The sequence below is a fragment of the Corynebacterium sp. HMSC05E07 genome (assembly GCF_001807225.1).
Lineage (GTDB): Bacteria > Actinomycetota > Actinomycetes > Mycobacteriales > Mycobacteriaceae > Corynebacterium > Corynebacterium singulare.
The window spans coordinates 1-25,021 of sequence record NZ_KV788226.1 but is presented as its reverse complement, the minus strand read 5'-3'; the positions used below and the strand labels follow the sequence as shown (position 1 = coordinate 25,021).

Sequence of the window (25,021 nt, the reverse complement as noted above, 5' to 3'; positions counted from 1 at the left end):
TTGCCGTTGTCGCCAGCGTTGCCGCCCTTGTTGCCGCCCAGGTTCTCGAGAGCGTTTGCGATGCGCTCGCGGTCCTTGGCTTCCTTTTCAGCGCGCTCGCGCTCGGCCTTAGCGTTCTCCTCGTCTGCCTTGGAGTCAGCAATCATCTTCTGTACACCGTTGTCAGCGTTGACAACCTGGCGGTAGGCCTCTTCGTACTCGATGTTGTAGTTGTTCGGGCCGAACCACAGCTGCTGTGCAGCAAGCTTAGCTGCCAGGTAATCGAGGCGCTCCTCATCGGTGCCGCCGTTCCAGACAGCGACCGGAGTGTTGCCCCACGGGCTCTCCGGCTCGACGAAGTCAGCCGGAACCTTCGGAGCCCAAATACGGTTGCCGTCGAAGTTAGCCTTGTCGGTAGCCCAAGCCTTGAACTTATCTGCCTTAAGAATCTGGGTCTTGTAGACTTCGTAGTTGTAGTCCTTCGCGTCGGAGACGATACCGTGGCCGTGCGCGATAAGGTCAGCGTAGGCCTTACGCAGGGTCACCTGGTTACCGTCGATAACGACAGTTGCGTTGTCGCCAGCCTCACGGAGCTCCAGCTCGCGAGCACCGATTGCGAATTCTGCCTCCATAGCGCGCAGAACGCGAACCTGGGCGTTAGCCTGGTCCAGGAAGCCCTGGCGTACGAGGATATCGGTCTTCTGGGACTCGCGGGAAGCTGCGAGAGCTGCCTGGCGTGCCTCCTCCAGAGCAGCGGAGTCAGCCTTGAGCTGCTCCAGAAGCATCTCAGCGTCAGCAATCAGGGTCTCGACCATCGGGATGTAATCACGAGTGATGTAGTCATCCTTGGTCTTGTCGGCGTTGCGCCAACCGGTGTAGTCGAGGCGCTCCTTGTAGACCTTAATCATGTCCTCGAACTTCTTGATGTTTTCCTTCGGAGTGTTCTGAACGCTGTCGAAGTTTTCCGGATCGATCTGCTTCAGATCAGGAACAACCAGGTCAGGGTGCTTGGACTTGTCGAACTTGGACTCATCGTTGAGCTTGTTCTCGATGCCGTTGGTCTTGTCCAAGTCGCTCTTCAGCAGGCCGAAGTGCTTGTACTCGTCGTTACCCGGAGTGGTCGTGTTACCGACGCCGGTGCCCTTCTGATCACCAACGATGTTGGTAACGGTGTTGTTGTAGTCGAAGGCCTTCTCTTCGTAGTTAGCCCAAGCCTGGTCAGCAGCCTTGTCGTTCTGCAGAGCGTAAGCTACGGACGCGCGTGCAGCCTGAACGTTCTTCTCAGCCTGTGCAAGCTGCTTGGTGGCCTCGTTGGCTGCAGCCTGGTAAGCCTTGTGGTCAGCCTGCTCGGAGCGGTCGAGACCATCGGTGTTAGCAGCGGCAGCTGCTTCGTAGAGCTCACGGAACTGGTTGTTGTTGACGATGTAGTGGTGGGTTGCACCTACGAGGTCGCGCAGCTGAGCCTCGGTAACGTTCTTAGCTTCAACATCCTTAGCCAGGGATGCGTCCGGCTCGTTGAAGCCGCCGCCCTGGATGTTGGTGGCGGTGGTGTCCTCAGCGAAAGCCGGGACTGCAACACCGGAAACGCCGGTGGCTACTGCGATTGCACCTGCGAGAGCTGCGGTGCGAACACGGTTCTTGAACATGTAATTCCCCTATGAGAGTTGAGGTCGGTCTGTGAAAATTATCTTTCGATAACCGTCGTGTAGGGCGACGCTAGCAAATGTTCTTTCAGAATGATCTTCACATTCTCAACAAGTAGTGCAGCTTTTGTCGCTGTTGGCAAGATTATCGGACTTTCGCGGGTCTTTCCAGTCAAACGCAACAACTTTTTAGAGTTTTTCCAACACTCAGGCCGTCTTGATCGGTTAATTAGCAGGTAGATGACAGTGTTTTATACGTGAGGGACTGGTGAAACTATTTCGAACCTATGTGAAAGCTGTGAACGATTCTACCCCTATCCGGGGAATAATTACATGTATGTCATTCGATAGATTAGCCAGAGCGGCCCCTTGGTTTGGTTTCTTAAGGCCTGCTTTTCTTCCGGAGGTTCACGTCCGTAGCCGGGACTATGCTTGGGGTTGAAATAAAGAAAGACGCCCAGCGTCCATCGCTGGGCGTCTTTAGTTTTATGCTGTGGAGCATAGGAGAATCGAACTCCTGACCTTCTGCTTGCAAAGCAGATGCTCTACCAATTGAGCTAATGCCCCATTGTTCCGTGGTGGGCCTAGCTGGAATCGAACCAGCGACCTCATCGTTATCAGCGATGCGCTCTAACCGACTGAGCTATAGGCCCTGACCGGAACGAGTAGTAACTCTACATAGGACTGGCGAGCTATTACAAATCGCCAGGTCAATCTATGTTTTGTGGGTCGTTTTGGAACGTTAATGCATCGATCTCTTTGGCTACCGCTGCGCCTCGTCCTGGAGACGCACCTTGAACCCACCAAAGACATCGACGATGGCGTTATATATAACAGCCATGAGTGGTGCCAGGATGGTCATGAGGACAGCGATGATGGCGCCGAAGAGAGCCGCAGCAGAGACGACGAGGCCAAAGCTGACCTCAAAGCCACCGCCTACGCTGCCGACCAAGCTATTGAGGGAATCCCAAATGCCAGCTTGATCGAGGCCCATGTAGAGCAGGCAAACTGCAATGATCCAGGCAACAAGCCCGACGAGTGACATGGCGAGGCCCACGCGGAAGGCCGACATCGGTGAAATCCGCGCTAGGTGAAGCTCTCGTCCGATCATGGCTTACTCCTCATCGGTCTTGTTGTCAGCGGCCGAATCCGTGTTGTCCTTGGACTCCTCGCCAAGCTTGAGGTGTTCAGGCTTGACGTCCTCAACGGACTTCTCACCCTTGGCTACTGCCTGGGCATCTTCCTCACCGTCGTCTTCAACGTTACGGTCGATAGCAAGCAACTCGACGTCATCGCCCAGGTTGACCAAGCGCACGCCCATGGTGGCGCGGGAGCTCGGGCGAATCTGGTTGACCTCGGTACGGACGACGCCGCCGGCAGAGGTGATGGCGAAAATCTCGTCATCCTCATCGACGGCGATGGCAGAGATGAGCTTGCCGCGCTTCGGGGTGTACTTAAAGGTCATAACACCCAGGCCGCCACGCCCCTGCGGGGTGTATTCCTCAATGGCTGTGCGCTTGCCGTAGCCGCCGGAGGTGGCCACGAGCAGGAACTGACCGTCATTGACCACGGACATGGACAGCAGCTGGTCATCGCCGCGGAAGCGCATGCCCTTCACACCTGCCGTAGCGCGGCCCATCGGGCGCAGCTGGTCATCGTCCGCAGTGAAGCGGATGGCCTGGCCCTGCTCAGAGGTAAGCAGGATGTCATCGCCCTCATGGACAAGCTGTGCGCCAATGAGAGCATCACCCTCGTTGAGGTTGATGGCGATAAGACCGGCGGAACGTGCAGACTCGTAGTCGGTGAGGCGGGACTTCTTTACGCGTCCTTGTTTGGTGGCAAGGACGAGGTAGGGAGCATCCTCGTACGACTGAATCTGGATGACCTGTGCGATCTTCTCCTCCGGCTGGAACTCCAGCAGGTTGGCCACGTGCTGGCCGCGGGCGGTACGGCCCGCCTCCGGGAGTTCGTAGGCCTTGAGGCGATAGACACGGCCAAAGTTGGTGAAGAACAGGATCCAGTCGTGCGTTGAGCAGACAAAGAAGTTCTTGACAATGTCGTCCTGCTTGAGCTCTGCTCCACGCACGCCCTTACCGCCGCGCTTCTGGGCCTTGTAGGCATCCACCTTGGTGCGCTTGGCGTAGCCCGTAGCGGTGATAGTGACAACAACGTTCTCACGTGCGATGAGGTCCTCATCGGTGACGTCACCAGACGCGGCAACGATCTCCGTGCGGCGCTCATCGCCGTACTTCTCGACGATTTCTTCAAGCTCATCGTGGACAATCTGGCGCTGGCGCTCCTCGCGGGCGAGAATGTCCTTGAGGTCGGCGATGATTTCCTCGATCTCCGCCAACTCATCAATGATTTTCTGACGCTCCAAGGCAGCGAGGCGGCGCAGGCGCATGGCCAGGATGGCGTCGGCTTGGATCTCGTCGACGTCGAGAAGCTGCATCAAGCCCTCGCGGGCCTCCTCCACCGTCGGGGAACGGCGGATGAGTGCGATGACCTCATCGAGCATATCGAGTGCCTTGACCAAACCGCGCAGGATATGGGCGCGCTTCTCGGCTTCATCGAGGCGGTACTGGGTACGGCGGACGATGACCTCAATCTGGTGGGCCACGTAGTAACTCAGCATTTGGTCCAGACGCAGCGTGCGCGGCACGCCATCGACAATGGAGAGCATGTTCGCGCCGAAGGAGGTCTGCAGCTGGGAGTGCTTGTACAGGTTGTTGAGAACAACGCGGGCCACAGCATCACGCTTCAGGGTGACAACGATGCGCATGCCCACGCGGTTAGAAGACTCATCCTCAATCTTGGCAATGCCGGCAATCTTGCCGTTAACCACGGACTCCGCGATGTTGGAGATCATGTTGTCCGGGTTGACCTGGTACGGCAACTCGGTGATAACGATGGTCTGGCGGTTGCCCACCTCCTCAATGGAGGTCACACCGCGCATGCGGATGGAGCCACGGCCGGTTGTGTAAGCATCTTTGATGCCCTGGTCACCGACGATAAGGCCAGCAGTGGGGAAATCCGGACCCTTGACGTACTTCATGCACGCCTCAAGAGCCTCTTCCTCACTAGCATTGGGGTTCTCCAGCAGCCAGTAAATGGCGTCCGCCAGCTCGCCCAGGTTGTGCGGCGGAATGTTGGTGGCCATACCCACGGCAATACCGCCGGAACCGTTCATCAGCAGGTTCGGAACGCGGGAGGGTAGGATAACCGGCTCTTCGGTCTTACCATCGTAGTTGGGGGCGAAATCGACCGTGTTTTCACGAATATCGCGCACCATCTCCATGGCCAGAGGCGTCATGCGGCACTCGGTGTAACGCATAGCAGCAGGGCCGTCATTACCGCGGGAACCGAAGTTACCCTGGCCATCGACCAACGGGTAGCGCATGTTCCACGGCTGGGCCAAGCGCACGAGGGTGTCGTAGATGGCGGAGTCACCGTGCGGGTGGAACTGACCCATCGTGTCCGAGACCGGACGTGCGGACTTCACATAACCGCGATCCGGGCGGTAGCCGGAGTCAAACATCGCGTAGAGGATGCGGCGGTGTACTGGCTTGAGGCCATCACGAACCTCCGGCAACGCACGGCCGACGATGACGGACATGGCGTAGTCGATATAGCTCGACTCCATCTCCTCATTGATGTCAATCGGATGAATACGATCAAAAAGATCGCCGTTGTTATCACTCATAACGCCTTATCCTACCGGCTATGACTCCCTGAGGCTGTGTATGGCGCGGGTTGTGCGCACGAGTGGTATCACTGCGGTATCATCTTGCTAGCATCGTAGGTATGGCAATGACTTTAAGGCTGACTCCAGAGCAGGATCACGCACTCACGCTGTTGGCTTCCGCGCAAGGAACCTCGAAACATGAGGCTGTGGTGCGGGCCGTTGTCGCTGCGGCATCGCGCACGCTGTCGGATGCTGCAGTACAAGACACCGCACGCAGGTTGCTTCCCGGCCGCTCGGAGCTTGAGGCAGAAATTCGCCAGGCACGTGGTCACGCATGAGCGTTGAGCACTTAGTGCTGATAGCTCGGGAGTTTTGTCGGGTTTATCGAGTGCGCATTGTGTCCTTTGCGGCCCTTGCCGCGGCGGCGGGTGCTAGTACGGCGTCGGTGGAAGGTATACGCGTCCACGGGAGTCACCAGGATGCCGCCCGGTCGCTGGAGACCGTTTTACGAGCGGTTCCCGCCTTGAGCGGAAAGAATGAAGAATTCGCCCACTTTTGCGCGGAGGTCTATCGTTCTGTGGCAGAAGTTATGTAAGTTAAACATGATACAGAAGGGCACGACGACTGTTCCGTCTCGTTCCCTGGCGGTGGTTCTACCATGACCACCACCCAACCCCCTGCAGAAAGGAATTCCCTATGTCCATGAAGAAGCTTCTCGCCGCGGGTGTTATCGCCACCACCCTCGCGACTGCGGTCGCTCCGGTCGCTAGTGCTGAGACCACCAACGAGGACTGGAAGGGCAAACGTAATCCTGACTTCCAGCAGGGCGAGGCCGGCTCCTCCCTGACTGGCTCCTCTCCTATTGACACCACTCTCATCATCGGCGGTTCTATTGCCGGTGCTTTAGCGCTACTCAAGCTCATCACGGACAACGTTCCTGCCCTGCGTGCGCAGGTTGACGAATTCGCCGCACAGATTGGCCTAGCCGGTTCCTCCGGATCCTCTGAAGACAGCCGTCTCAACCAGGGTGGTCTTGATTTTGATCTTGAGCGCCTTGCCCGCACGAATGGTTTCCCGGAGATTGCTGACCAGCTCGCCGCGCTCAAGGCTAATTCCAGCGCGCCGGCACAGTAAGCTCAGGTATATGACAAACCTCACCCAGCTTCTCCAGTCCCCCACCCGCAATGCCGTGGTCGCGGACTTGTCCACAGCCGCCGATGAGGCCGTTTCTTCCCTCAGTGGCATTTCCGGAATGGCCTTCAAAGGCGCCTTGGCCGCCGCAAAGAAGGCAGATTCCAAAGTCCTTTCTAAAGGAATCAACCAGTTGCTCCCGGAGCTTCTCAATGCCCTAGATTCCTATTGGAAGGAATTCGAAGGTTCTGAGCAATCCGATTTTGGCACCTACCTGGATGGTCGCAGCTCTGAAATTACTGACACCATCATGGCCACTGCAGATGAATCCGCAAAGGACATTAAAACACCAGGCATCGCGCGCACCTATAAGTCACTGCGCGGCAAGGCTTCTTCCATCTTGGAGCCCAACGTTCCGACCATCGGTCGTGTCCTACAGCGCCACATGGGCACTGTATAGGCAATGACATAGGGTAAACAGACAAAAAGACCAGCTCCTCATCGCGAGGGCTGGTCTTTTCTCGTTTCTCTGTGCCTGTGCGTCTTCTCTGTGCGTGTGCTTTGCTGGTGCAGTTGCCGGCTTACACGTCGAGGAAGCGCACGTCCTTCGCACGACGGGTAATGAAGGAACGGCGAGCAGAAACGTCATCACCCATGAGGATGGAGAAGAGCTCGTCGGCACGCTGGGCGTCCTCAAGATCCACGCGGCGCAAAATACGGGTATTCGGATCCAGGGTGGTCTCCCAGAGCTCGGAAGCGTTCATCTCACCAAGACCCTTATAGCGCTGGATGCCGTCATCCTTATTGATCTTGCGGTTCTCAGCCAGGCCTTCTGCCAAAAGCTTGTCACGCTCAGCATCGGAGAAGGCATAACCTGGCTGGCCCTTAGCCCACTTGAGCTTGTACAGCGGCGGGTTAGCCAGGTAAACGTGACCATCCTCAACCAGCTGCGGCATGAAGCGGAAGAGCAGGGTGAGAAGCAGCGTTGCGATGTGCTGGCCGTCCACGTCGGCATCAGCCATGAGCACGATCTTGTCATAACGCAGCTTGGAAATATCAAACTCTTCGTGGATACCGGTACCCAACGCAGTGATGATGGCCTGAACCTCGGCGTTCTTGAGCACCTTGTCCATACGGGCCTTCTCCACGTTGAGGATCTTGCCTCGCAGCGGCAGGATGGCCTGGAACATGGAATCGCGGCCGCCCTTTGCGGAACCACCTGCGGAGTCACCCTCCACGATGTAGAGCTCAGAGAGCTTGGAGTCCTTGGAACGGCAATCCGCCAGCTTGCCGGGCAAACCACCGAGGTCACCGGCGGATTTACGGCGAACTAGCTCACGGGCCTTGCGCGCAGCGACGCGGGCATGCGCCGAAGAAACAGCCTTATTGATAATGACCTTGGCCTCAGCCGGGTTGGCATCAAACCAGTCATTGAGGTGCTCGTTGACTGCGCGCTGGACAAAGCCCTTGATCTCAGAGTTGCCGAGCTTGGTCTTGGTCTGGCCCTCGAACTGCGGGTCACCCACCTTGACGGAAATGACGGCAGCAAGACCCTCGCGGCAGTCATCACCGGAGAGGTTGCCATCCTTTTCCTTCAGGAGCTTGTGTTCCTTGGCATAGCGGTTCATCAGGGAGGTCAGCGCCGCACGGAAGCCCTCCTCGTGGGTACCACCTTCGTGGGTATTGATGGTGTTGGCGAAGGTGTGGACGGACTGCTTGTAGCCCTGGTTCCACTGCAGTGCGATTTCGACCTCATGATCCTCGCCCTTGACGTCAAAGCCAACGATGGTGGGGTGAATAGAGGACTTGTTGCGGTTGAGGTATTCAACGTAGTCCTGCAGACCGTTCGGGTAGTGGTAGGTTACTTCCTTCTTTTTCTTGGAAGCCTTCTTCTCACTGTCCTCCCCACTAGCATCCTTCTCATCCAGGGAGCTCAGGCTTACAGCCTCATCGCCGGCCTCTGCAATCTCATCGAGCTCGGCCTGCTCCTTAGAGATGGCGCGCTCATCACGAAGAACGATGGTCAGACCCTTGTTGAGGAAAGCCATCTCCTGGAGGCGGCGGGCGATGGTGTCGTAGTCAAACTCGACGGTCTCAAAGATCTCCGGATCCGGCCAGAAACGGACGGTGGTACCGGTCCCGCGGGCTTTGTCGCCCTCGACGAGATCGTCCGGGATGGCGTTGGTGAAGTTCTGGTACCAGTGCTTGCCATCGCGCTTAATGTCCGCCTCAACGCGGGTGGACAATGCGTTGACCACGGAAATACCCACACCGTGAAGACCACCAGAGACCGCGTAGGACTCAGAGTCGAACTTGCCGCCGGCGTGCAGCTGGGTCATGACCACCTGGACAGTCGGAACACCAGAAGCGTGCATCTCCACCGGGATACCACGGCCGTTATCGATGACCTCAACGCCGCCATCCTCCAAGAGGGTGACGATGACCTTGTCGGCGTAGCCGGCCATGGCCTCATCGACGGAGTTATCAACGATCTCCCAGATCAGGTGGTGCAGGCCGCGGGCACCGGTGGAACCGATGTACATGCCGGGGCGCTTACGGACGGCCTCAAGGCCCTCCAAAATCGTAATTGACCCCGCATCATATGCGTGTTGTTCAGCCACGGATTCGCGTTCTCCTTTTGGCTAGAGCTAAATCTAAGACTTTAGTCATTCTACACTGTGTCCCCCCACGCAGAGACACTGCACGCCAGTGAGAGCGGCGAATTTGAGGGAATTTCGCGGTTTCCTAAAATTCCATATTTTTAATATGAAGATTCTTCTGGCTGTCCAGGGACAGGATTACCCATAGGTACGGGGATTATCCATAGGTATCCTGCGAGCCTTGCGGCTTTACCCACTGGCGGCCCTCGTAATTGCGGTGCTGCTTAGGGCCTTGAATGTGCAGCTTAACCACCACATCCGGGCCGAGACGGTCCGCGATCTTCTGCAATATTGGGCGCTGGAGGTAGCGAAGTTCGGTGGCCCAACTCGAGGAATCACACGCTACGTAGACCACGTGTTCCTTAATGGTGAGAGGTTGGGTATGCGCAGCGATGCGCTCACCGACGAGGTTGTCCCAATTGCCCATCACCCAACCATGGGCCAATTCATGCTCCCAGCCACGCTTTCCAATTTCACGCTGAATCTGGGCACCCAGGCTTGGCACATCAAGGCTGCGACGACGACGGCGCCCATCAGGTCCGCTCGGGCGACCGCGGCGATAAGGCTTGGGTTGTTGTTCCGCTGGCGTTGGCGCCAGGTTCATCTTCGGCGCTGGTTTGTTGAGCTTGGGCGCATTCTTAGAATTACTTCGCGTGCGCTCGAATAGGGCCTTGACTGGATCGAATTCCGGCTCAGTCATCGTCATCACCAGCAGTCGCCTGATCCACCTGGTCGTGCGGCGTAAGTTCAGAAATCCGGCCCTCTTCCGTGTCCCTCACGGTGACTGTGAAACGCTCGATGGGCTGCAGATTGCCAGGGAGATCCTCGTCAACGGCTGCGGTAATGAGCACTTGTTCAGCCTCAGCCGCAAGGTGCACGAGCTTTTCGCGGCGCTTGGCATCCAGCTCAGCGAAGACATCATCAAGGATGAGGATCGGATCGGTGCCGTCCTGGCGCAGCAGATTGAATTCCGCCAGGCGCAGGGAAATGGCATAAGACCAGGTCTCGCCGTGGCTGGCAAAGCCCTTCGCAGGGGCCGTGCCCAAGTTCACTACGAGGTCATCGCGGTGGGGGCCCACCAGCGACATGCCACGCTCGATCTCTCGCTGCCGCATGGAGGCGAGCTCCGTAAGCATCATGGCTTCGATGACATCGCGATCAGTGACGTCCACGGTGGACTTGTACTCGATGCTGGCCGGGCGGGACTCCGGAGCAAGGCCGGAATAAGCGGCGGGGATGAGTTCGCGGAGTTCGTCGACAAGCGCCAGGCGTGCCTGGATCACTTGCGCGCCGAGGGAAGACAGCTGCGTATCCCACACGTCGAGGGTTGCCAGTGCTGACGCACCGTCACTATCGCTGTAGCCGCGACGCAAACTGGGTGACGCTGACTTCAACAGTGCATTTCGCTGCTTGAGCACCTTGTCATAATCAGCCTTTACCCCGGCCAGACGCGGGGTACGTGAGGCAATGATGTCATCGAGATACTGGCGTCTTGCTGCTGGTTCACCGCGAATGAGGGAGAGATCTTCGGGAGAGAACAACACGGTTGTGACCACGCCGAGCACTTCCCGCGGAGATTTGAGACGGGTGCGGTTGATTTGCGCCTGGTTCGCCGCATGCGGCTTGATGAGCAGGTGCGCGGTGAGCTCACGGCCTTGGTTAACCGCGGTTGCAGAAATACGCGCGTTGGCTGCCCCGTGGCGCACCAGCGGGGCATCGTGGGCAACGCGATGCGAAGACAGGTGCGCGGTATAACCAATGGCCTCGACGATATTGGTTTTGCCAAAGCCATTGCGGCCAACGAAAAGGGTAATCCCCGGTTTCAGCTCGAGGGTGAGCTCGGGCCAGGAACGGAAGTCCCTGACATCGAGTTCGCGAATGTACATACGGCCTAGCCTGGCAGACGCACCGGCATCAGCAGGTACGTGAAGTCCGTCTCCGGAGTCGGGAACGTGCCATCCTCGGTGGCCGCCGGCAGTTCCTCCGGCTCCGGAATCATGATCGCCGGGCGGGAAGGTTCGGTGAAGCCGAAGACGACGCGATCGGTGTGAACCACGGCCAATCCATCCTTGAGGTAGGACGGGTTGAAGGCGATGACGAAGCTATCGCGGCCGTTGAAAGCACAGGGCAAGGTTTCCGTGGCGCGGCCGGAATCAGCGCCGGCGGCGAGGGTGACCTCGCCTTCACCGAACTCCATGCGGATCTGCGCGTTGCGGTCTGTCAGAAGAGACACACGGCGGATGGCTTCCTGCAGCGGAGCAACCTCGATGCTGGCCATCGCCGTGTGGCTCTTGGGCAGTAGCGGTGCCACGTTGGGGAAGTCCGCATCGAGCATGCGGGTGGTGGTCTCGCGGTTATCTGCATGCAGACCAAACAGGCCCTCAGCAGCGATGTTCTCGCCGGTACCCACGGCGATCTCCACCGGGATGTTGAGGTGGGTATCCAGGGAACGGCCGGTTTCCTGGAGGGTCTTGGCTGGGACAAGAAGCTTGGCCTCAACGGACTCAGAGACCGGGTCCCACTCGAAGGTGCGCATGGCCAAGCGGAAGCGGTCCGTGGCGGTCATCTCCACGTGGGAGCCGTTGATCGCAATGTGCACACCAGTGAGCATCGGCAACGTGTCATCCTTACCGGCTGCGGCTACGACCTGGCTAATTGCCTCAACGAAGAGCTGCGGATTGATGGTACCGGTCACCTCCGGGAGCACAGGCAGCTGCGGGTAATCATCCAGCGGGATAAGTGGCAGTTCAAAGCGGGAAGAACCACAGGTAAGCAGGACCTTGGAATCCTCCTGCGTCATCTCCACTTCCTTGTTGGGCAATGAGGCAACGATGTCAGAAAGCAATTTACCGGCCACGGCAATGCGTCCCGGTTCATCCACCATGCCGGCAATGCGCACGCGAGTGGACACTTCGTAATCGAAGCCGGTGAATTCCAAACCATTGTCATCCGCGGTGATCAGCATTGCGCGAAGTACCGGCTGGGTGACCTTCGACGGCAGACTGCGCGCGACCCACGCGACGGCGTTGGCGAGGTCATCTTTGGCAACGCGAAATGACACGGACTGGTCCATGGTGGTGAGACGCTCCTCTAGTTGCGGATGGATAAATTCTTGGAAGCTCACTCCAACTTACAGGATCGCCACCGAACCACAGGAGTTTTGTCATTCCACTTTTGAGCCCTTCGTTGGGGCCGGGCGACCAGGCGGGCGCCAGCGAATCACACACATCTTTTTCTTCTTGGTTAGGGAGAAAACAAAATAGGAGTAGTAATAACCGCTGTGGGATCTGTGGACAACTATGTAAATCCCAAGCTCTTTCCGGCGAAGCGATCTGTGAGTCAGGGTGTGGGATTGCTGTGATCAAATGACACAAAATGTGAGTAACCCTCCGGGGGCCGACGTTATCCACAATTCATCCCCAGATCCATCGGCGCTGATCACAGGGTTAACCACACGCGAAGAACCGCTTCTGATCTGCTGTGGATGCAGAAAATGTGACCAGGATCTATGAATCACAACAGTGGAATTACACAGCTGTGAATAACTCTGTGGATAACGATCAACAAACGCCCCTCCCCGGGTGACACCGTGAGATGGTGCTGGTGGGAGGGGCGTCGGCAAGCAACGTGGCGCCGTGGATTTAGTGCACGACGTCTTAGTGACTGTTGTGATTCTTCACGCGTTGGGTCAGCGCCTGGATTTCATCGTAGGTATTTCTGTTCTCTGTCATCTCCTTGCGGATCTTGCGATCCGCATAGATGACCGTGGTGTGGTCCTTGCCGCCAAACTGATCACCGATCTTGGGCAGAGACAGCTCGGTGAGCTCACGGCACAGGTACATCGCCAGCTGGCGGGCATGGGCGACGGCGCGCTTCTTACCAGAGCCGCGAAGGGTGTCGACGTCAATGTTGAAGTACTCCGCGGTGACCTCCATGATGGCGGCCGCGGTGATCTGGCGATCAGCAGAATCCGGTGCGAGATCATGCAAAGCAATCTCCGCCATCTCCATGCTGATCGGTTCGTTGACCAGCGAGGAATACGCAGAAACGCGAATGAGCGCACCTTCGAGCTCACGAATGGAGGATTCGAAGCGCGAGGCAATAAGCTCCAACACGGAACGGTCCACATCGGTGCCGTCTGCCGCAGCCTTCTTCATGAGGATGGCAATGCGTGTTTCCAAGTCTGGCGGCTGGATGTCCGTGATGAGGCCGCCTTCGAAACGCGTGCGGAGGCGATCCTCCAGCGTGGTCAGCTGCTTCGGCGGGCGGTCAGAGGACAAAATGATCTGCTTATTGGCCTGGTGCAGTGCATTAAAGGTGTGGAAAAACTCCTCCTGCGTGGATTCCTTGCCCTCCAAGAATTGGATGTCATCCACCATGAGGATGTCCAGGTTGCGGTAGCGGCGTTTGAAGGACTCCTGGCGGTCATCACGCAATGAGTTGATGTAATCATTGGTGAACTCTTCGGAGGACACGTACTTCACGCGCAGGCCCGGGTGCAGGACCTGGGCGTAGTTACCCGCTGCATGCAGCAGGTGTGTCTTGCCCAGGCCGGAACCGCCCCAAATAAACAGCGGGTTATAAGCACGGGCGGGATTTTCCGCTACCGCGACAGCTGCACCGTTGGCGAAGCGATTTGAGGAACCAATAACGAAGTTCTCAAACGTGTGCTTCGGATTGAGGGACTTCTCGCGGTTCGGGTTGTGAGCAGGTTCCTCGCGGGGGATGCGTGGACCGGAGGCCTCCGGGTAGCCGGCCGGGCCGCTTGCTTGCTGTTCATTGTAGTGCTGGGCCAGCTCGTCCAGGCTGGCCGGTGAATAGGTGGAATCCCAATTAATCGGCCGCTGCTGGGGTTGTGCTGACTGCTCTGCCGCCCGCTGCGCAGGGCGTTGTGGCTGCTGATAGGTCGGTTCAGTCTGGTGACCCATGCCGTGCTGGGGTGCCTCGGTCTGGACGGGGCGCTGTGGTGCTGCTTCCTGAGCGGCTTCGGACGGTTGCGGTGCCTGCTGCTCTGCGGCCGCCTGTTGGGCAGTGATGGTCACGGCTAAAGAACACGGCCTGCCCATGTGCTGTGACAAGGTGCGTGAAATGTGCTCCCCCAGCTCGGTCTCAATGACATTCTTTGCATTCTCGTGCGGGGCGGCGATGAGTGCGTAGCCATCGCCGATCATGATGGGCTCAACGAGCTGCAGGTTAAGGCGCTGGCTGTGGGTGAAATTCGGCACGGCCGAGTTGGGTTGCTCGGATTGTGCTAGCAGGTCAGTGACCACTGCTTTCCAGCTGGCCCTGAGGGCCGCTTGCGGATCAGACAAGACGCCTACCTTCTGTGTAGTTCGAGTTCACACAGTGCCATTGGTACGAGGCCACATGACACGTACTCGACCACTGCGCGGGTATTCGGGTAACTCGGGTAACGCAGTGATTCTTGTAGTGATGGGGATGGACGGATGGACTGAGAAGAGAGTGAGAATTCCACCGGGTTTCCACCGAAGATTCCACACGATGTTTTAGCGCGTCACCTCGGTTTCCACAAAGTTATCCACAGGTGTGGAAAGGCGGTTTATTCACAGCCTATCTCATGGCTGTGGATAACTTTCAATCGGCACCCTAATGCCGTTGAGCTGCGAAAACTCTAAAAGTCTCAAGGTGTGATTGAGAGTTATCCACACCCTGTTGACGGCTGTGGAATTTGATTCCTTAGTTCTACCGTGTTGATCCGAGGCTGTCTAACGCACTTTTTATGCAGGGTTCAGCCTGAGCGAGCAGGGACGGTTTGGCGGTGCTGCCGGAACGCGCTTGACCCGCAGCATGAGGGCGAAAAGTAGTGCTCTAGCTGCGGATAAAAACATCGATGTCATTTCGGGTACACCCAGTGTGTCGATTTGTTCTACGCCCCACCTGTCACGTAACCTGTGATGGTCTATCGCAGCAGTGCATGGAGCACATGTTGCATGTGGGACTGCCTCGCCCCGCCTTGCGGCGCCTTCCGGGCGAAGCCTCATCCCCGCGAACACCATTCATCAGTGGATGCACAGGCCCCACCGCATTCGGCGGTGGTCTTGGGTTATCTGCGCACAACTTCAAGGAGTTAATCGTGGCAAAGGGTAAGCGTACCTTCCAGCCGAACAACCGTCGTCGTGCTCGTAAGCACGGCTTCCGCACCCGCATGAGCACCCGCGCTGGCCGCGCCATTGTCGCTGCTCGTCGCAAGAAGGGTCGCGCTAAGCTCACCGCTTAATTCATGCTTCCAGCCCAGCATAAGCTCACGTCCCCGAGACAATTTCGGCGGACCATTAAGGGCGGACGCCGGGCGGGCACGCGCACCGTTGTCGTGCACATGCGCATCAACGATGGTGAGGACGCCATCGCGGCCACTGGCCCGCGATTTGGCCTCATCGTTTCGAAGGCCGTCGGGAATGCCGTGGTTCGCCACCGCACCTCCCGGCGGCTTCGTCATGTGTGCATGGCGGTCATGAAGGATGGCGCTCATGGCGCACCTTTACCCCCGCGTACTGACATTGTTATCCGCGCCTTGCCCGCCAGCGCAGAGGCTACTAGTGAGCGCCTTGAGCGCGATATCCGCAAAGCCCTAGCTAAATGGGATATCTGAACTCTCAGGGGGAAGAGATCCCTGAAGCTCGTGGCTTCGGGCGAGTCCTAGTTCACGGGGTGCGCTTCTACCAAAAGCATGTTTCAGCCCTTAAGATGGTTTCGACCTGTCGTTTTGAACCGACATGCAGTGCCTACGCCCTAGAGGCAATCTCCGTCCACGGAGCGCTCAAGGGAACGGGCATGGCCGTCGCCAGGCTCTGCAAGTGTGGGCCCTGGCATCCGGGCGGATTCGATCCGGTACCGACCAAACAACAACGAAGGTAAACAACACTCGTGCTTAATTTCATCTATTGGCCAATTTCAGCCATTCTGTGGTTCTGGCATTGGCTCTTGAGCTTCGTCCTTGATTCCGCTTGGGGTGGAACCTGGATTATCGCCATCGTTCTTCTGACGTGGACGCTCAAGGCCATCATGGTCAAGCCAACCATCACGCAGCTGCGCTCCTCACGCAGGATGCAGGAGATCCAGCCGCAGATCCAGGAAATCCGTGCCAAGTACGGCAATGATCAGACCAAGGCTGCACAGGAGATGCAGCGAATCTACAAAGAGTCCGGTGTGCGTCCGGTGGCAGGCTGCCTGCCGATGTTCGCTCAGATTCCCATGTTCATTGGTCTCTTCCACGTGCTGCGGTCCTTTGACCGCACCGTCGCCGTCGCCGGTGGCTTTGGCCACCCGGCTGGCGAGCCCATGTCGGAGGAGATGAATGCCTCCATCGCGAACTACATCTTCAAGCCGGAGCAGGTCCAGCAATTTGTTGACGCGAAGATCTTCGGTGTGCCCCTCGTGGCCAACCTGCGCCTGAACTCTGGTCTGGAGATCGTCAAGGAAACCACGACGACGCAGGCTGCTGTCATCATCGTGCCGCTGATCGCCATCATTGCAACGCTGACCCACTTCAACGCGCGTATGTCTCTCAACCGCCAGGAGGCGCGTCGCGCCGCTGGTAAGACGGCAACTCCGCAGGGCCAGAACGCTGAGATGATGCAGCAGCAAATGGCCATGATGAACAAGATGATGCTGTGGTTTATGCCGGCCATGCTGGTCTTCTCCGGCTTTATTTGGCCGATTGGTCTTCTTTTCTACATGTTGGCCAACACCGTGTGGACCTTCTTCCAGACGCGCCTCGTCTACGCCAAGATGGACCGCGAGGAAGAAGAGGAAGCAGCTGCCAAGGCTGAGCTCAAGCGCACCTCCGCTCCTAAGCCGGGCGCTCGCAAGAAGGACAACCGCTCCAAGAAGCAGCGCCGCAAGAATAACTAGAACTACCCAGGAGAATTCACAGTGACCGACACTGTATCCGACACTGTGCCACTGGACCCGTCTGACGTGTTTGGATCGCGTCTGCCGCTCGCGCAGAAGTACCACGATTCACTCGCCACGGACGGGTCCACTCGTGGTTTTATTGGCCCCCGTGAAGTCCCGCGCTTGTGGGAGCGGCACCTCATCAACTGCGCCGTGGTGGCAGAGGTGATGCCCCAGGACGCCGTGCTTATCGACGTCGGCAGTGGCGCCGGCCTCCCCGGTATCCCCCTGGCCATCGCCCGGCCGGACCTTCAGATCACCCTCATTGAGCCGCTGCTCAAGCGCTCTACGTACCTCAACGAGGTCGTCGACCTGCTGGGTCTTGACAACGTCACCGTCATTCGTGGCCGCGCCGAGGAAGGCCCGGTCAAGAAGGCCGTGAAGGGTGCAGACATTGTGACCTCCCGCGCGGTGGCCCCGCTGGGCAAGCTAGCTAAGTGGTCGCTGCCGCTTGTTCGCAAAGGTGGCGAAATGATTGCCCTTAAAGGTTCCTCTGTCCATGAGGAACTTGAGCGTGACGCTGCAGATATCAAGCGCGCCGGTGGAGGAAAAGCCGAGGTCATGACCATTCACGGCACCACGATTATCCGTGTCCCCCGCGTGAACTAGAGTAGACGGCATGACTCATCCTCGTCTTATCACCATCGCGAACCAGAAAGGTGGCGTGGGTAAAACTACCTCCGCCGTCAACCTTGCCGCCGCGCTCGCAGAGGCCGGCAAGAAGGTACTGGTGATCGACCTGGACCCGCAGGGCAACGCCTCCACCGCCGTGGGCGCTGAACACACCTCCGGTACTCAATCCAGCTACGAGGTGCTCTTGGGGGATTGCACTGCTGACGATGCGCTGCAGCACTCCCCCGATAATGAGAACTTGTACTGCATCCCCGCCACCATTGACCTAGCTGGCGCGGAGATCGAAATGGTGTCCCTCGTACGCCGTGAATTCCGTCTTTATGATGCCTTGCACAAGGGTTTCTTGGAGGACCACGGCTTTGAGTACGTGTTCATTGACTGCCCCCCTTCCCTGGGCTTGCTCACCATCAACGCGATGTCCTGCGCCGAAGAGGTCATCATCCCCATCCAGTGTGAGTACTACGCTCTGGAGGGTGTGGGCCAGCTGTTGGGCAACATCTCGATGATCCGGGAGCACCTTAATGAGGATCTCCATATCTCCGGCGTGCTGCTGACCATGTTTGATGCCCGCACCAAGCTGGCCCAGCAGGTTGCGGATGAGGTCCGTGAGCAGTTTGGTGCCGTTGTCTTGGGCAACGTTATCCCCCGCTCTGTGCGCGTCTCGGAGGCTCCGGGCTATGGTAAGACGGTTATCGCTTATGACCCGTCGTCGACCGGTGCCCGCGCATACGCGGCCGCCGCGCGCGAACTGGACAGACGCGGGGACTACACGCCGCACCCCACCACGGGTGCTATTGGCGTGAGCCCCGAGATTTTCGCGGAATTGGAAGGATAGGACACTGTGGCAGATCGCACTGCAGATAGGAAGGCAGACCAGAAGCCGGAGCAGCGCCAGGGCGGCCTAGGCAAGGGCCTAGCCGCGCTTATCCCCTCCGGCCCGGGCGCTCCCTCCCGCAAGCCGCGTTTGGGAGATTCCGCCGCGGACATCATTCTGGGCGCCTCCACCGGCGCACCCAAGGACTCCGGCCCGAAGAAGATACAGGGTGCGCCAACCATCCAGCAATCTTCCGGCTCCAAGAAGCGCCAGGCTAAGCCCTCGGTGATTGGTGCGACGTACCGCGAGATCTCCGTCGGTGACATCCTCCCCAACCCGAAGCAGCCGCGTACCGTCTTTGATGAGGACGAGCTGGCAGAGCTGGTCCACTCCATCAAGGAGTTCGGCCTGCTGCAGCCAGTTGTGGTCCGTCCTTCTGAGGAGGGCGGCTTCGAGCTCATCATGGGTGAGCGCCGCTGGCGCGCCTCCTCCAAGGCGGGTCTGGCCACCATCCCGGCCATTGTGCGCGATACCAAGGATGATGACCTCCTTCGTGACGCCCTGCTGGAGAACATCCACCGCGTGCAGCTCAACCCGCTGGAAGAAGCACACGCTTACCAGCAGCTCCTTGAAGAGTTTGGTGTGACTCAGAATGAGCTGGCTGATCGCATCGGCCGTTCCCGCCCCCAGGTGACTAACATGATCCGCCTGCTTAAGCTGCCGGTGAACGTACAGAAGCGCGTGGCTGCCGGCACCCTGTCCGGTGGTCACGCCCGTGCCTTGTTGGGCCTTCCGGATGCAGAGGCTATGGAGTTCATTGCTAACCGCATTGTGGCGGAGGGTCTCTCCGTGCGCGCTACGGAGGAAGCTGTCACCTTGTACAAGCGCGATGGGAAGCCGGCCGAGGCAACGAAGAAACCTGCGGTCCCGCAGCCGCAGTTCTTCACCGAGTCCGCCGAGCGCCTGGCCGATCGTTTCGACACCAAGGTCACCGTCACCATGGGCAAGCGTAAGGGCAAGATGGTCGTCGAATTCGGCGACCAGGAAGACTTCGAGCGCATTATGGCGCTTATTGAAGGCACCGAAAGCAGCTAGCCCAACCATGTTCGTTCAGGCCGTCAAGGAAGGTGTTGCCATCAATCCCTTGGCGGCCCGATCTATCTTCTGGGAGATGAAGACCACCGTCGCTGATCCCGCCTTCGAGAAAGAAGCCTGGCTCAGCGCTACCCTGTTGCGCTACGGTGACTGCGGCTTCACCGTGGGTGATGAGGCGACCGTTTTCTTCTGCCCGCCGGATCTGGCTCCTGGTACCGCAAAGTTGCCCACCTCCCCTGTCTCGGAGGATGCGGTGCTGGTGTCGTCCCTCTTTGTGAAATCGGAGCGTGCGGCCAAGGGCTTGGAAGCAGTGCTTCTCGACGCCACAATAATGCACCTCACCTCGCGCGATGCCAGCGCCGTCGAGGCTTTTGGCTATCGTGACCACGCCAAGGCTGAGGATCTGCTGCGGGACAAGCCGGGCCGCATCGGTCTGCTTTCTGTGGAAACGCTGGAGTCAGCCGGATTCATGGTGGTGCAGGATCACCCCATTACGCCACGCCTGCGCCTCGAGCTGCCTCCTGCCTTCGATTTGCTCACCGCAGCTGCGGTGGAGGATCTCCTCGCCCGCGCCCTGGCGTAGGGCCTAGGCTTCAAAGACCTATTCAATGAACAGGTCCGTCAGCGTGGTCTACAACGAGCGACCTGCCCAGCACGGGATTGCCACTTCCACCGGAACTGTCGGGGATTCTTATGACAATGCTCTGGCAGAAAACGTTAATGGTTCCTACAAGAACGAGCTGATCCATACTCGCAGGTGGAATGATGTTGTCGAGGTAGAAATCGCGACGTTCGAGTGGGTGTCATGGTGGAACGCGACTAGGTTCCACCAAAGCTTGGGATACCGAACCCCGGTCGAGGTCGAAACCGAATTTTGGAAGCAGAACCCGCCACAGGAAATAATAGAAATCAAGGCAAATGCCTAGGAACAAAACTCGGGGCACTTCACTGCTGTATCTCGGCGGGGCCTATCGGTGCCAAATGGTGCCAAATGGTGCTACCCTAGTGTTATTGCCACCTGTTACGACAGGATCGGAAGAAGACCCTGGGACCCCAGCCGGACGACTGGACCCAGGGTCTTCGCCTGCCTCTAGAGGGAATCCGGGGTGGGACGTTTGAGGACCACTTTCTCGTGCAGCTTCTCCCAGTACTGCTCTTCCCCTAGATGGACGGAGTTCAGTGCTCCCAGAACGGCATCTGGAATCCAGAGCAGGGGATCATCGCCACCGCGTACGTGTCGCAGTCGGATGCCAGCACTTTGTCCCTGGCCCTGCAGGGCAACTATATGGGCGACGTCTCGCCTGTTTTGTGCTTCTTGCCGGCTTTCCAAAGTGATGTTGTGGACGTGCATCTCGGAGAGCGCGAAGTACATCTGCTCCAAGCATTTCCTGCGGTGCCTCTCCGTCTTCTTGCTCACTTCACTCCGGTGGGTGATGATCGCTTGCATTCTGATCGCATATGTTTTGTTGTCCATCGGAGATGGAGAAAGCTGGCGCCGCAAGTTGACACTGCTGATGGCGGACTTTCCAACCATCGAAGGCATAAGTCGTGAGAAAGATATGGGGTTCCCCGCTGAGTGGGGCGAGTTAGATATTTGGAATGTCGAAAAGCGTGAATAGTAGAGACCTATATTGTGCAGGAATTCTTGTTTTGTGGAGCAACGTCCCGTTGCCCCACTTCTCAAGAAGATCGTTCCGCGCGCAGGAGCTCGTCAAAGCGATAGGTGCCGGTGACGGCGGTGTCATCGTCGAGAAGGTACAGGCGCTTAACGGAGACAACGATTGCTTCGGCAATGTCATCGCGGCAGTCCGGGTTGGTGAGGACTGCAATATCCTTCGGGCTGGTCAGGTAACCCAGCACCACCTGTACAACCGGCATCTGAGTCAGACGCAGCAATGCCCACGTGCGGCCGTGGTTGCGGCAGTTACCCAGTTCGGTGCGGGCAACGATCTCACGCTGGATGAAGCCGGAAAGCGTCTCACCAATAAGTGAGGAGTTGCCGGACTCCGAACCGAAGTAGAAGGTGGCCACGCCGTTGGCCTTGTCCGTGGGATACTCATCGCAGGCCAAGGAAATCACCAGGTCAGCGCCGAATGCGTTGGCCAAGCCCGCGCGGTCACGGATGGACGGGTCATCAGTGCGCGGGCGGGAGATGATGGTCTCCATGCCGGCGGCAATCATCCGGCCGGCAACGCGCTCAGCCAAGTCCCAGAGGATTTCTTCCTCCGTGATGTCACCGTAGCGGCCCTTCACCGTGCGGCCCTTGTTGAAGCCGCCGAGGCTCGGGTCAATGACGACTCGCTTGCCGGCCAACTTCGGACCAGCGTTGCGCACGCGCTCGCGCTCTTGGATGTTATGGGCCGAGCCGCCGGTAATGCGCCGACCCAGAAGGCTGAGCGCATTGATGGTGTTGGGCCCACACACACCATCGCTGCGCAGGCCACAGTTGAGTTGGTATTCCGCTAGGGCAGCGTAGGTGTCCGGGCCGAAGTGCCCGTCGATGCGCTCTTGGTAGAAACCGAGCTCCTGCAGCTGCTCTTGGAGCTGCGCGACATCATCGCCCACCTGTAGGTTGCCCGGCTCATAGGCAAGCACGCGGGCGCCCAAGGTGTAGGAGGCCTGGCGCAATTCGCGGAGGGTGAGGTCATCGATCTCGCCACTGGGAACAATACCGCGTGATTGCTGGAAGGCCTTGAGAACCTGGGATAGGGCGGCGTCAAAGTGCTTATCGGTCTCGGAGTACTTTTGCTTCTTCCAGTCGGACAACGTCCCCTGGTAGTCCGTCATGAGGCCGAGGCGGGCTAGGGTTGCGCGTGCTTCGGCAACGCGAACACTCTGGTCACCAACACGTAAAACGCGGTTCACACCTACCCCTTTCGTGATCAAGGTTGGCGCACAGGGGTGCGCCGTCAACGGGTTAAAGGATACCAGTTAGAGCTGTTTTCTTATCTGTGCCACGATGTCGTTCTTAGAACGCAGGCCAACAAACTCATCAACCTTCTCGCCGTTGTTGAAGATCAGCACAGACGGGATGGACATGATCTGGAACATTGCACCCAGGGTGCGCTCTTCGTCCACGTTGACCTTGACCACGGAGACATCATCGCCCAGCTCGTCAGCGACCTCTTCGAGGATCGGGGACAGCTTCTTGCACGGGCCGCACCATTCCGCCCAGAAGTCGACAACAACCGGCTTGCCGGCCTCGACGACGTCCGCGCGGAAGGAATCAGTCGTAACGTTCTTAATGTTGCTCATGTGACTATTAACGGTTCTCGGCGAGGAAATGTTCCGCATCAATTGCCGCCCGGCAGCCGGAGCCGGCAGCGGTGATGGCCTGCTGGTAGTGATCATCCACCAGGTCACCGCAGGCAAAGACGCCCGGCAGAGAGGTCTTGGTAGAAGGCTGCTCCACCTCGACGTAGCCGGCGGCGTTGGTGGCCACCTGGCCCTCGAGGAAGCCGGAGCGCGGGTCGTGGCCAATCGCCACGAACATGGCGGTGACGTCGAGCTCGCTGAGCTCGCCGGTGAGCACGTTCTTGACCTCGAGGCTGCCGACCTTGCCGTCCTTTTCCAGGACGCGCTCCACGGTGGTGTTGGTCAGCCACTTGATCTGCTTGTTCTCCTTGGCGCGCTCCAGCATGATCTTGGAGGCGCGGAAGTTCTCGGAGCGGTGGATGATGGTCACGGACTCGGCGAACTTGGTGAGGAAGGTGGCTTCCTCCATGGCGGAATCGCCGCCGCCGACGACGGCAATGTTGTGGCCCTTGAAGAAGAAGCCATCGCAGGTGGCACATGCGGACACGCCGCGGCCGGCCAGCTCGGATTCGCCCGGAATGCCAAGGTAGCGCGGTGCAGCACCGGTGGCGAGGATGACCGTGTGGGCCTCAAATACCTCGTCGCCCACGTGCAGCTTCTTGATCTCGCCCTCGAGCTCGATGGAATCCACAACCTCCATGCGCAGGTCCGCGCCGAAGCGGATGGCCTGGGCGCGCATCTCCTCCATGAGCTCCGGGCCCATGATGCCCTTCTGGAAGCCCGGGTAGTTCTCCACCTCGGTGGTGTTCATGAGCTCTCCGCCGTATTCGAAGCCTTCGAAGACGATCGGGTTGAGTTCCGCGCGCGCTGCGTAGAGGGCTGCGGTGTAGCCGGCGGGGCCGGAGCCGACGATGGCGACATCGTGGATAGTCACTAAAAACTCCCTTAAGACGACAATTCCTGTACAGAATCTGGTTCATGTCCGCGCCTCGTGCGCGGAGGACCGGAGGTCCGGTGGACTGTTAGACACTGAGATTCTACTCGGGCCTAGTCTATCGCCGCACGCAACGCCTGACGCGCCCGGGCACGCCGTGACTTCACCGTGCCGGGAGCCACGCCCTGAACCTTGGCCACCGTGGCGATGGGATAACCGGCGACGTCCGTCAGGTACAGCGCCTGGCGCTGATCCTCGCGGAGGGTCTGCATGGCCTGGGCCACCGTGATGTGCTCCGCTAGGTGTTCGCTGGGGTTGTGCGCGAGCGCGTAGTTGCGGTCATCCTCAATGATGTCGGAGTCCAAGGAAGCGTTCTCCCGGTTGGAGCGGTGGTTGAGGAAGTCGTAGCCGGAGTTCATCACCAGCCGGTGCAGCCACGTGCTCAGCGCGGCATCGTGCCGGTAGGACTGCATGTTGCAGCTGGCCTTGAGCAGGGCCTCCTGCACGATGTCCTGCGCATCGTGGTCGTTGCGTGTGTAGCGCCGCGCCATGGCGGTCAGGCGCGCGCGGTGCTTTTCGACGATGGCCGAAAAGGCCTTGGTATCTCCGCCAATGAAGGCGTCGACGAGTTCACGATCGGTCGGCTGAGCAGACAAGAAGAATCCCCCCGGAAACTACAGATGACAAACGGGTCACCACATGCCCCGGCCGCAGCCTGCTGGTGTGTGATTGTCCCCCCGTTAATGTGTCTGCGAGTCTACGGGAAGATTCTTCTGTCCGCTACGCGAAGCTTCCGCTTCGCAACGCAGTAAGCAGGATGCTTACTGCGTGGAGTTCAAATTTAACGTGTAACGCGGAGCGTTAATGACGTTTCGCGTTATTGGGGGGGTAGGTTGAAGAGCGCTGTCTCTAACTCCGGTTTTCGTTCGGCCCCGGCCCATTCCGCTACCTCGTGTGTAGAATCTGCAAGCGGTATCGGGCCGTTGAACTATTAGGTTCACCCACAGTTCCCGTGCCTGCACGCATCGAGAAGGACCAGGTGGTGAACTCGAATGACTCGCCTGGTCCAACGTGTGTGCGCTCGGCGCGTGGTTTAACTCTTATAAGACTTGCCGGTCACAGCCTCAGCGTTTCGCTCGTGCAGCCCGCAGGCCGTTCAAGATCACGATGACTTCGGCGACTTCGTGGACCAACACGACGGCGGCCAGGCCCAGCACACCGCTGATCGCCAGTGGCATCAACACGATAATGATGGCCAGAGACAGCACGATGTTTTGG

General features: G+C 58.6%; 26 protein-coding genes and 2 tRNA genes. 13 read left to right on the top strand and 15 right to left on the bottom strand.

The annotated features are described in order from the left end of the window. The 5 genes from HMPREF3149_RS06710 to gyrA form a co-directional block, all read right to left on the bottom strand. The coding region (locus tag HMPREF3149_RS06710; RefSeq protein WP_168162189.1) for a hypothetical protein at window positions 1–1,625 on the bottom strand (1,625 nt) is incomplete at its 3' end. A 491-nt stretch (window positions 1,626–2,116) separates the two neighbouring features. Then, window positions 2,117–2,189 (bottom strand) — tRNA-Ala (locus HMPREF3149_RS06705). Between the two features lie 9 nt (window positions 2,190–2,198). Then, a tRNA-Ile gene (locus HMPREF3149_RS06700) sits at window positions 2,199–2,275 on the bottom strand. Between the two features lie 110 nt (window positions 2,276–2,385). Continuing rightward, window positions 2,386–2,733: a DUF3566 domain-containing protein gene (locus HMPREF3149_RS06695; protein WP_042528623.1), complete on the bottom strand. Its 348-nt coding sequence runs from the start codon at window positions 2,731–2,733 to the stop codon at window positions 2,386–2,388. Window positions 2,734–2,736: 3 nt separating this feature from the next. Then, window positions 2,737–5,325 carry a DNA gyrase subunit A gene (gene gyrA / locus HMPREF3149_RS06690; RefSeq protein WP_070537208.1) on the bottom strand — a complete coding sequence of 863 codons (2,589 nt, stop codon included), beginning with the start codon at window positions 5,323–5,325 and terminating at the stop codon, window positions 2,737–2,739. A gap of 101 nt (window positions 5,326–5,426) precedes the next feature. Between gyrA and HMPREF3149_RS12980 the strand changes: the two genes are divergently transcribed. The 3 genes from HMPREF3149_RS12980 to HMPREF3149_RS06675 all read left to right on the top strand — a co-directional run bounded on the left by HMPREF3149_RS12980 (window position 5,427) and on the right by HMPREF3149_RS06675 (window position 6,898). Continuing rightward, window positions 5,427–5,645, top strand: a complete 219-nt coding sequence (locus tag HMPREF3149_RS12980) for a CopG family transcriptional regulator (RefSeq protein WP_083280799.1) — start codon at window positions 5,427–5,429, stop codon at window positions 5,643–5,645. A gap of 358 nt (window positions 5,646–6,003) precedes the next feature. Next, complete coding sequence (locus HMPREF3149_RS06680) at window positions 6,004–6,441, top strand: hypothetical protein (protein ID WP_070537206.1); 438 nt, start codon at window positions 6,004–6,006, stop codon at window positions 6,439–6,441. A 10-nt stretch (window positions 6,442–6,451) separates the two neighbouring features. Then, window positions 6,452–6,898 (top strand): DUF6918 family protein, encoded by a 447-nt coding sequence (locus tag HMPREF3149_RS06675; protein WP_042528615.1) that lies wholly within the window; start codon window positions 6,452–6,454, stop codon window positions 6,896–6,898. A gap of 121 nt (window positions 6,899–7,019) precedes the next feature. On the opposite strand, the gene gyrB is transcribed toward HMPREF3149_RS06675, so the two are convergent. From gyrB to dnaA, 5 genes are all read right to left on the bottom strand, one after another. After that, the gene (gyrB, locus tag HMPREF3149_RS06670) at window positions 7,020–9,059 is read right to left on the bottom strand and encodes a DNA topoisomerase (ATP-hydrolyzing) subunit B (protein ID WP_070537205.1); all 2,040 of its coding nucleotides are present in this window, start codon (window positions 9,057–9,059) and stop codon (window positions 7,020–7,022) included. Between the two features lie 196 nt (window positions 9,060–9,255). Continuing rightward, window positions 9,256–9,804, bottom strand: a complete 549-nt coding sequence (locus HMPREF3149_RS06665) for a DciA family protein (RefSeq protein WP_141741466.1) — start codon at window positions 9,802–9,804, stop codon at window positions 9,256–9,258. Then, the gene (gene recF / locus HMPREF3149_RS06660; protein ID WP_070537203.1) at window positions 9,791–10,984 is read right to left on the bottom strand and encodes a DNA replication/repair protein RecF; all 1,194 of its coding nucleotides are present in this window, start codon (window positions 10,982–10,984) and stop codon (window positions 9,791–9,793) included. The genes HMPREF3149_RS06665 and recF overlap by 14 nt, the downstream gene beginning before the upstream one ends. A gap of 5 nt (window positions 10,985–10,989) precedes the next feature. Then, window positions 10,990–12,171 (bottom strand): DNA polymerase III subunit beta, encoded by a 1,182-nt coding sequence (dnaN, locus tag HMPREF3149_RS06655; protein ID WP_070537202.1) that lies wholly within the window; start codon window positions 12,169–12,171, stop codon window positions 10,990–10,992. Window positions 12,172–12,754: 583 nt separating this feature from the next. After that, entirely contained in the window at window positions 12,755–14,410 is a 1,656-nt protein-coding gene (gene dnaA / locus HMPREF3149_RS06650) for a chromosomal replication initiator protein DnaA (protein ID WP_070537201.1), read from the bottom strand. 782 nt (window positions 14,411–15,192) lie between these two features. Between dnaA and rpmH the strand changes: the two genes are divergently transcribed. The 9 genes from rpmH to HMPREF3149_RS06610 are packed head-to-tail and all read left to right on the top strand — an operon-like array spanning window position 15,193 to window position 20,480. Continuing rightward, window positions 15,193–15,336 (top strand): 50S ribosomal protein L34, encoded by a 144-nt coding sequence (gene rpmH, locus HMPREF3149_RS06645; RefSeq protein WP_003847033.1) that lies wholly within the window; start codon window positions 15,193–15,195, stop codon window positions 15,334–15,336. A gap of 3 nt (window positions 15,337–15,339) precedes the next feature. After that, the gene (rnpA, locus tag HMPREF3149_RS06640; protein ID WP_070537200.1) at window positions 15,340–15,708 is read left to right on the top strand and encodes a ribonuclease P protein component; all 369 of its coding nucleotides are present in this window, start codon (window positions 15,340–15,342) and stop codon (window positions 15,706–15,708) included. Then, window positions 15,696–15,974 (top strand): membrane protein insertion efficiency factor YidD, encoded by a 279-nt coding sequence (gene yidD, locus HMPREF3149_RS12975; RefSeq protein ID WP_083280798.1) that lies wholly within the window; start codon window positions 15,696–15,698, stop codon window positions 15,972–15,974. The genes rnpA and yidD overlap by 13 nt, the downstream gene beginning before the upstream one ends. Before the next feature lie 9 nt (window positions 15,975–15,983). Further along, a complete protein-coding gene (gene yidC / locus HMPREF3149_RS06635) occupies window positions 15,984–16,970 on the top strand; it encodes a membrane protein insertase YidC (protein WP_070537199.1) in 987 nt (328 codons plus the stop codon). 21 nt (window positions 16,971–16,991) lie between these two features. Further along, window positions 16,992–17,621, top strand: a complete 630-nt coding sequence (gene rsmG, locus HMPREF3149_RS06630; protein WP_042532957.1) for a 16S rRNA (guanine(527)-N(7))-methyltransferase RsmG — start codon at window positions 16,992–16,994, stop codon at window positions 17,619–17,621. Between the two features lie 10 nt (window positions 17,622–17,631). Then, window positions 17,632–18,480 carry a ParA family protein gene (locus HMPREF3149_RS06625; protein ID WP_042532955.1) on the top strand — a complete coding sequence of 283 codons (849 nt, stop codon included), beginning with the start codon at window positions 17,632–17,634 and terminating at the stop codon, window positions 18,478–18,480. 6 nt (window positions 18,481–18,486) lie between these two features. Further along, entirely contained in the window at window positions 18,487–19,554 is a 1,068-nt protein-coding gene (locus tag HMPREF3149_RS06620; RefSeq protein WP_070537198.1) for a ParB/RepB/Spo0J family partition protein, read from the top strand. Window positions 19,555–19,561: 7 nt separating this feature from the next. Beyond that, the gene (locus HMPREF3149_RS06615) at window positions 19,562–20,137 is read left to right on the top strand and encodes a hypothetical protein (protein ID WP_070537197.1); all 576 of its coding nucleotides are present in this window, start codon (window positions 19,562–19,564) and stop codon (window positions 20,135–20,137) included. Between the two features lie 25 nt (window positions 20,138–20,162). After that, window positions 20,163–20,480: an integrase core domain-containing protein gene (locus HMPREF3149_RS06610; RefSeq protein ID WP_070537196.1), complete on the top strand. Its 318-nt coding sequence runs from the start codon at window positions 20,163–20,165 to the stop codon at window positions 20,478–20,480. A 164-nt stretch (window positions 20,481–20,644) separates the two neighbouring features. On the opposite strand, the gene HMPREF3149_RS06605 is transcribed toward HMPREF3149_RS06610, so the two are convergent. Then, on the bottom strand, window positions 20,645–20,971 hold the full coding sequence (locus tag HMPREF3149_RS06605; RefSeq protein WP_141741465.1) for a hypothetical protein: 327 nt from the start codon (window positions 20,969–20,971) through the stop codon (window positions 20,645–20,647). Window positions 20,972–20,984: 13 nt separating this feature from the next. On the opposite strand from HMPREF3149_RS06605, the gene HMPREF3149_RS13575 reads away from it, so the two are divergent. After that, the gene (locus HMPREF3149_RS13575) at window positions 20,985–21,173 is read left to right on the top strand and encodes a hypothetical protein (protein ID WP_168162188.1); all 189 of its coding nucleotides are present in this window, start codon (window positions 20,985–20,987) and stop codon (window positions 21,171–21,173) included. A gap of 61 nt (window positions 21,174–21,234) precedes the next feature. Here the strand turns inward: HMPREF3149_RS13575 and HMPREF3149_RS06600 are convergent, their stop codons facing one another. From HMPREF3149_RS06600 to HMPREF3149_RS06585, 4 genes are all read right to left on the bottom strand, one after another. Continuing rightward, window positions 21,235–22,419 (bottom strand): N-acetylmuramoyl-L-alanine amidase, encoded by a 1,185-nt coding sequence (locus HMPREF3149_RS06600; protein ID WP_042532949.1) that lies wholly within the window; start codon window positions 22,417–22,419, stop codon window positions 21,235–21,237. A 66-nt stretch (window positions 22,420–22,485) separates the two neighbouring features. Further along, on the bottom strand, window positions 22,486–22,809 hold the full coding sequence (trxA, locus tag HMPREF3149_RS06595; protein ID WP_042532947.1) for a thioredoxin: 324 nt from the start codon (window positions 22,807–22,809) through the stop codon (window positions 22,486–22,488). Window positions 22,810–22,816: 7 nt separating this feature from the next. Further along, the gene (gene trxB / locus HMPREF3149_RS06590; RefSeq protein ID WP_042532945.1) at window positions 22,817–23,743 is read right to left on the bottom strand and encodes a thioredoxin-disulfide reductase; all 927 of its coding nucleotides are present in this window, start codon (window positions 23,741–23,743) and stop codon (window positions 22,817–22,819) included. A gap of 113 nt (window positions 23,744–23,856) precedes the next feature. Further along, a complete protein-coding gene (locus tag HMPREF3149_RS06585) occupies window positions 23,857–24,399 on the bottom strand; it encodes a sigma-70 family RNA polymerase sigma factor (RefSeq protein ID WP_042532943.1) in 543 nt (180 codons plus the stop codon). Window positions 24,400–25,021: the final 622 nt, after the last annotated feature.

Coding starts and splice junctions, on each gene's coding strand:
- HMPREF3149_RS06675 (WP_042528615.1), top strand. CDS start 6,452: ATGACAAACCTCACCCAGCTTCTCCAGTCCCCCACCCGCAATGCCGTG.
- HMPREF3149_RS06615 (WP_070537197.1), top strand. CDS start 19,562: ATGTTCGTTCAGGCCGTCAAGGAAGGTGTTGCCATCAATCCCTTGGCG.
- HMPREF3149_RS06695 (WP_042528623.1), bottom strand. CDS start 2,733: ATGATCGGACGAGAGCTTCACCTAGCGCGGATTTCACCGATGTCGGCC.
- recF (WP_070537203.1), bottom strand. CDS start 10,984: ATGTACATTCGCGAACTCGATGTCAGGGACTTCCGTTCCTGGCCCGAG.
- HMPREF3149_RS06610 (WP_070537196.1), top strand. CDS start 20,163: ATGAACAGGTCCGTCAGCGTGGTCTACAACGAGCGACCTGCCCAGCAC.
- HMPREF3149_RS06680 (WP_070537206.1), top strand. CDS start 6,004: ATGTCCATGAAGAAGCTTCTCGCCGCGGGTGTTATCGCCACCACCCTC.
- yidD (WP_083280798.1), top strand. CDS start 15,696: ATGGGATATCTGAACTCTCAGGGGGAAGAGATCCCTGAAGCTCGTGGC.
- HMPREF3149_RS12980 (WP_083280799.1), top strand. CDS start 5,427: ATGGCAATGACTTTAAGGCTGACTCCAGAGCAGGATCACGCACTCACG.
- rnpA (WP_070537200.1), top strand. CDS start 15,340: ATGCTTCCAGCCCAGCATAAGCTCACGTCCCCGAGACAATTTCGGCGG.
- gyrA (WP_070537208.1), bottom strand. CDS start 5,325: ATGAGTGATAACAACGGCGATCTTTTTGATCGTATTCATCCGATTGAC.
- dnaN (WP_070537202.1), bottom strand. CDS start 12,171: ATGGACCAGTCCGTGTCATTTCGCGTTGCCAAAGATGACCTCGCCAAC.
- HMPREF3149_RS06665 (WP_141741466.1), bottom strand. CDS start 9,804: ATGACGATGACTGAGCCGGAATTCGATCCAGTCAAGGCCCTATTCGAG.
- trxA (WP_042532947.1), bottom strand. CDS start 22,809: ATGAGCAACATTAAGAACGTTACGACTGATTCCTTCCGCGCGGACGTC.
- HMPREF3149_RS06625 (WP_042532955.1), top strand. CDS start 17,632: ATGACTCATCCTCGTCTTATCACCATCGCGAACCAGAAAGGTGGCGTG.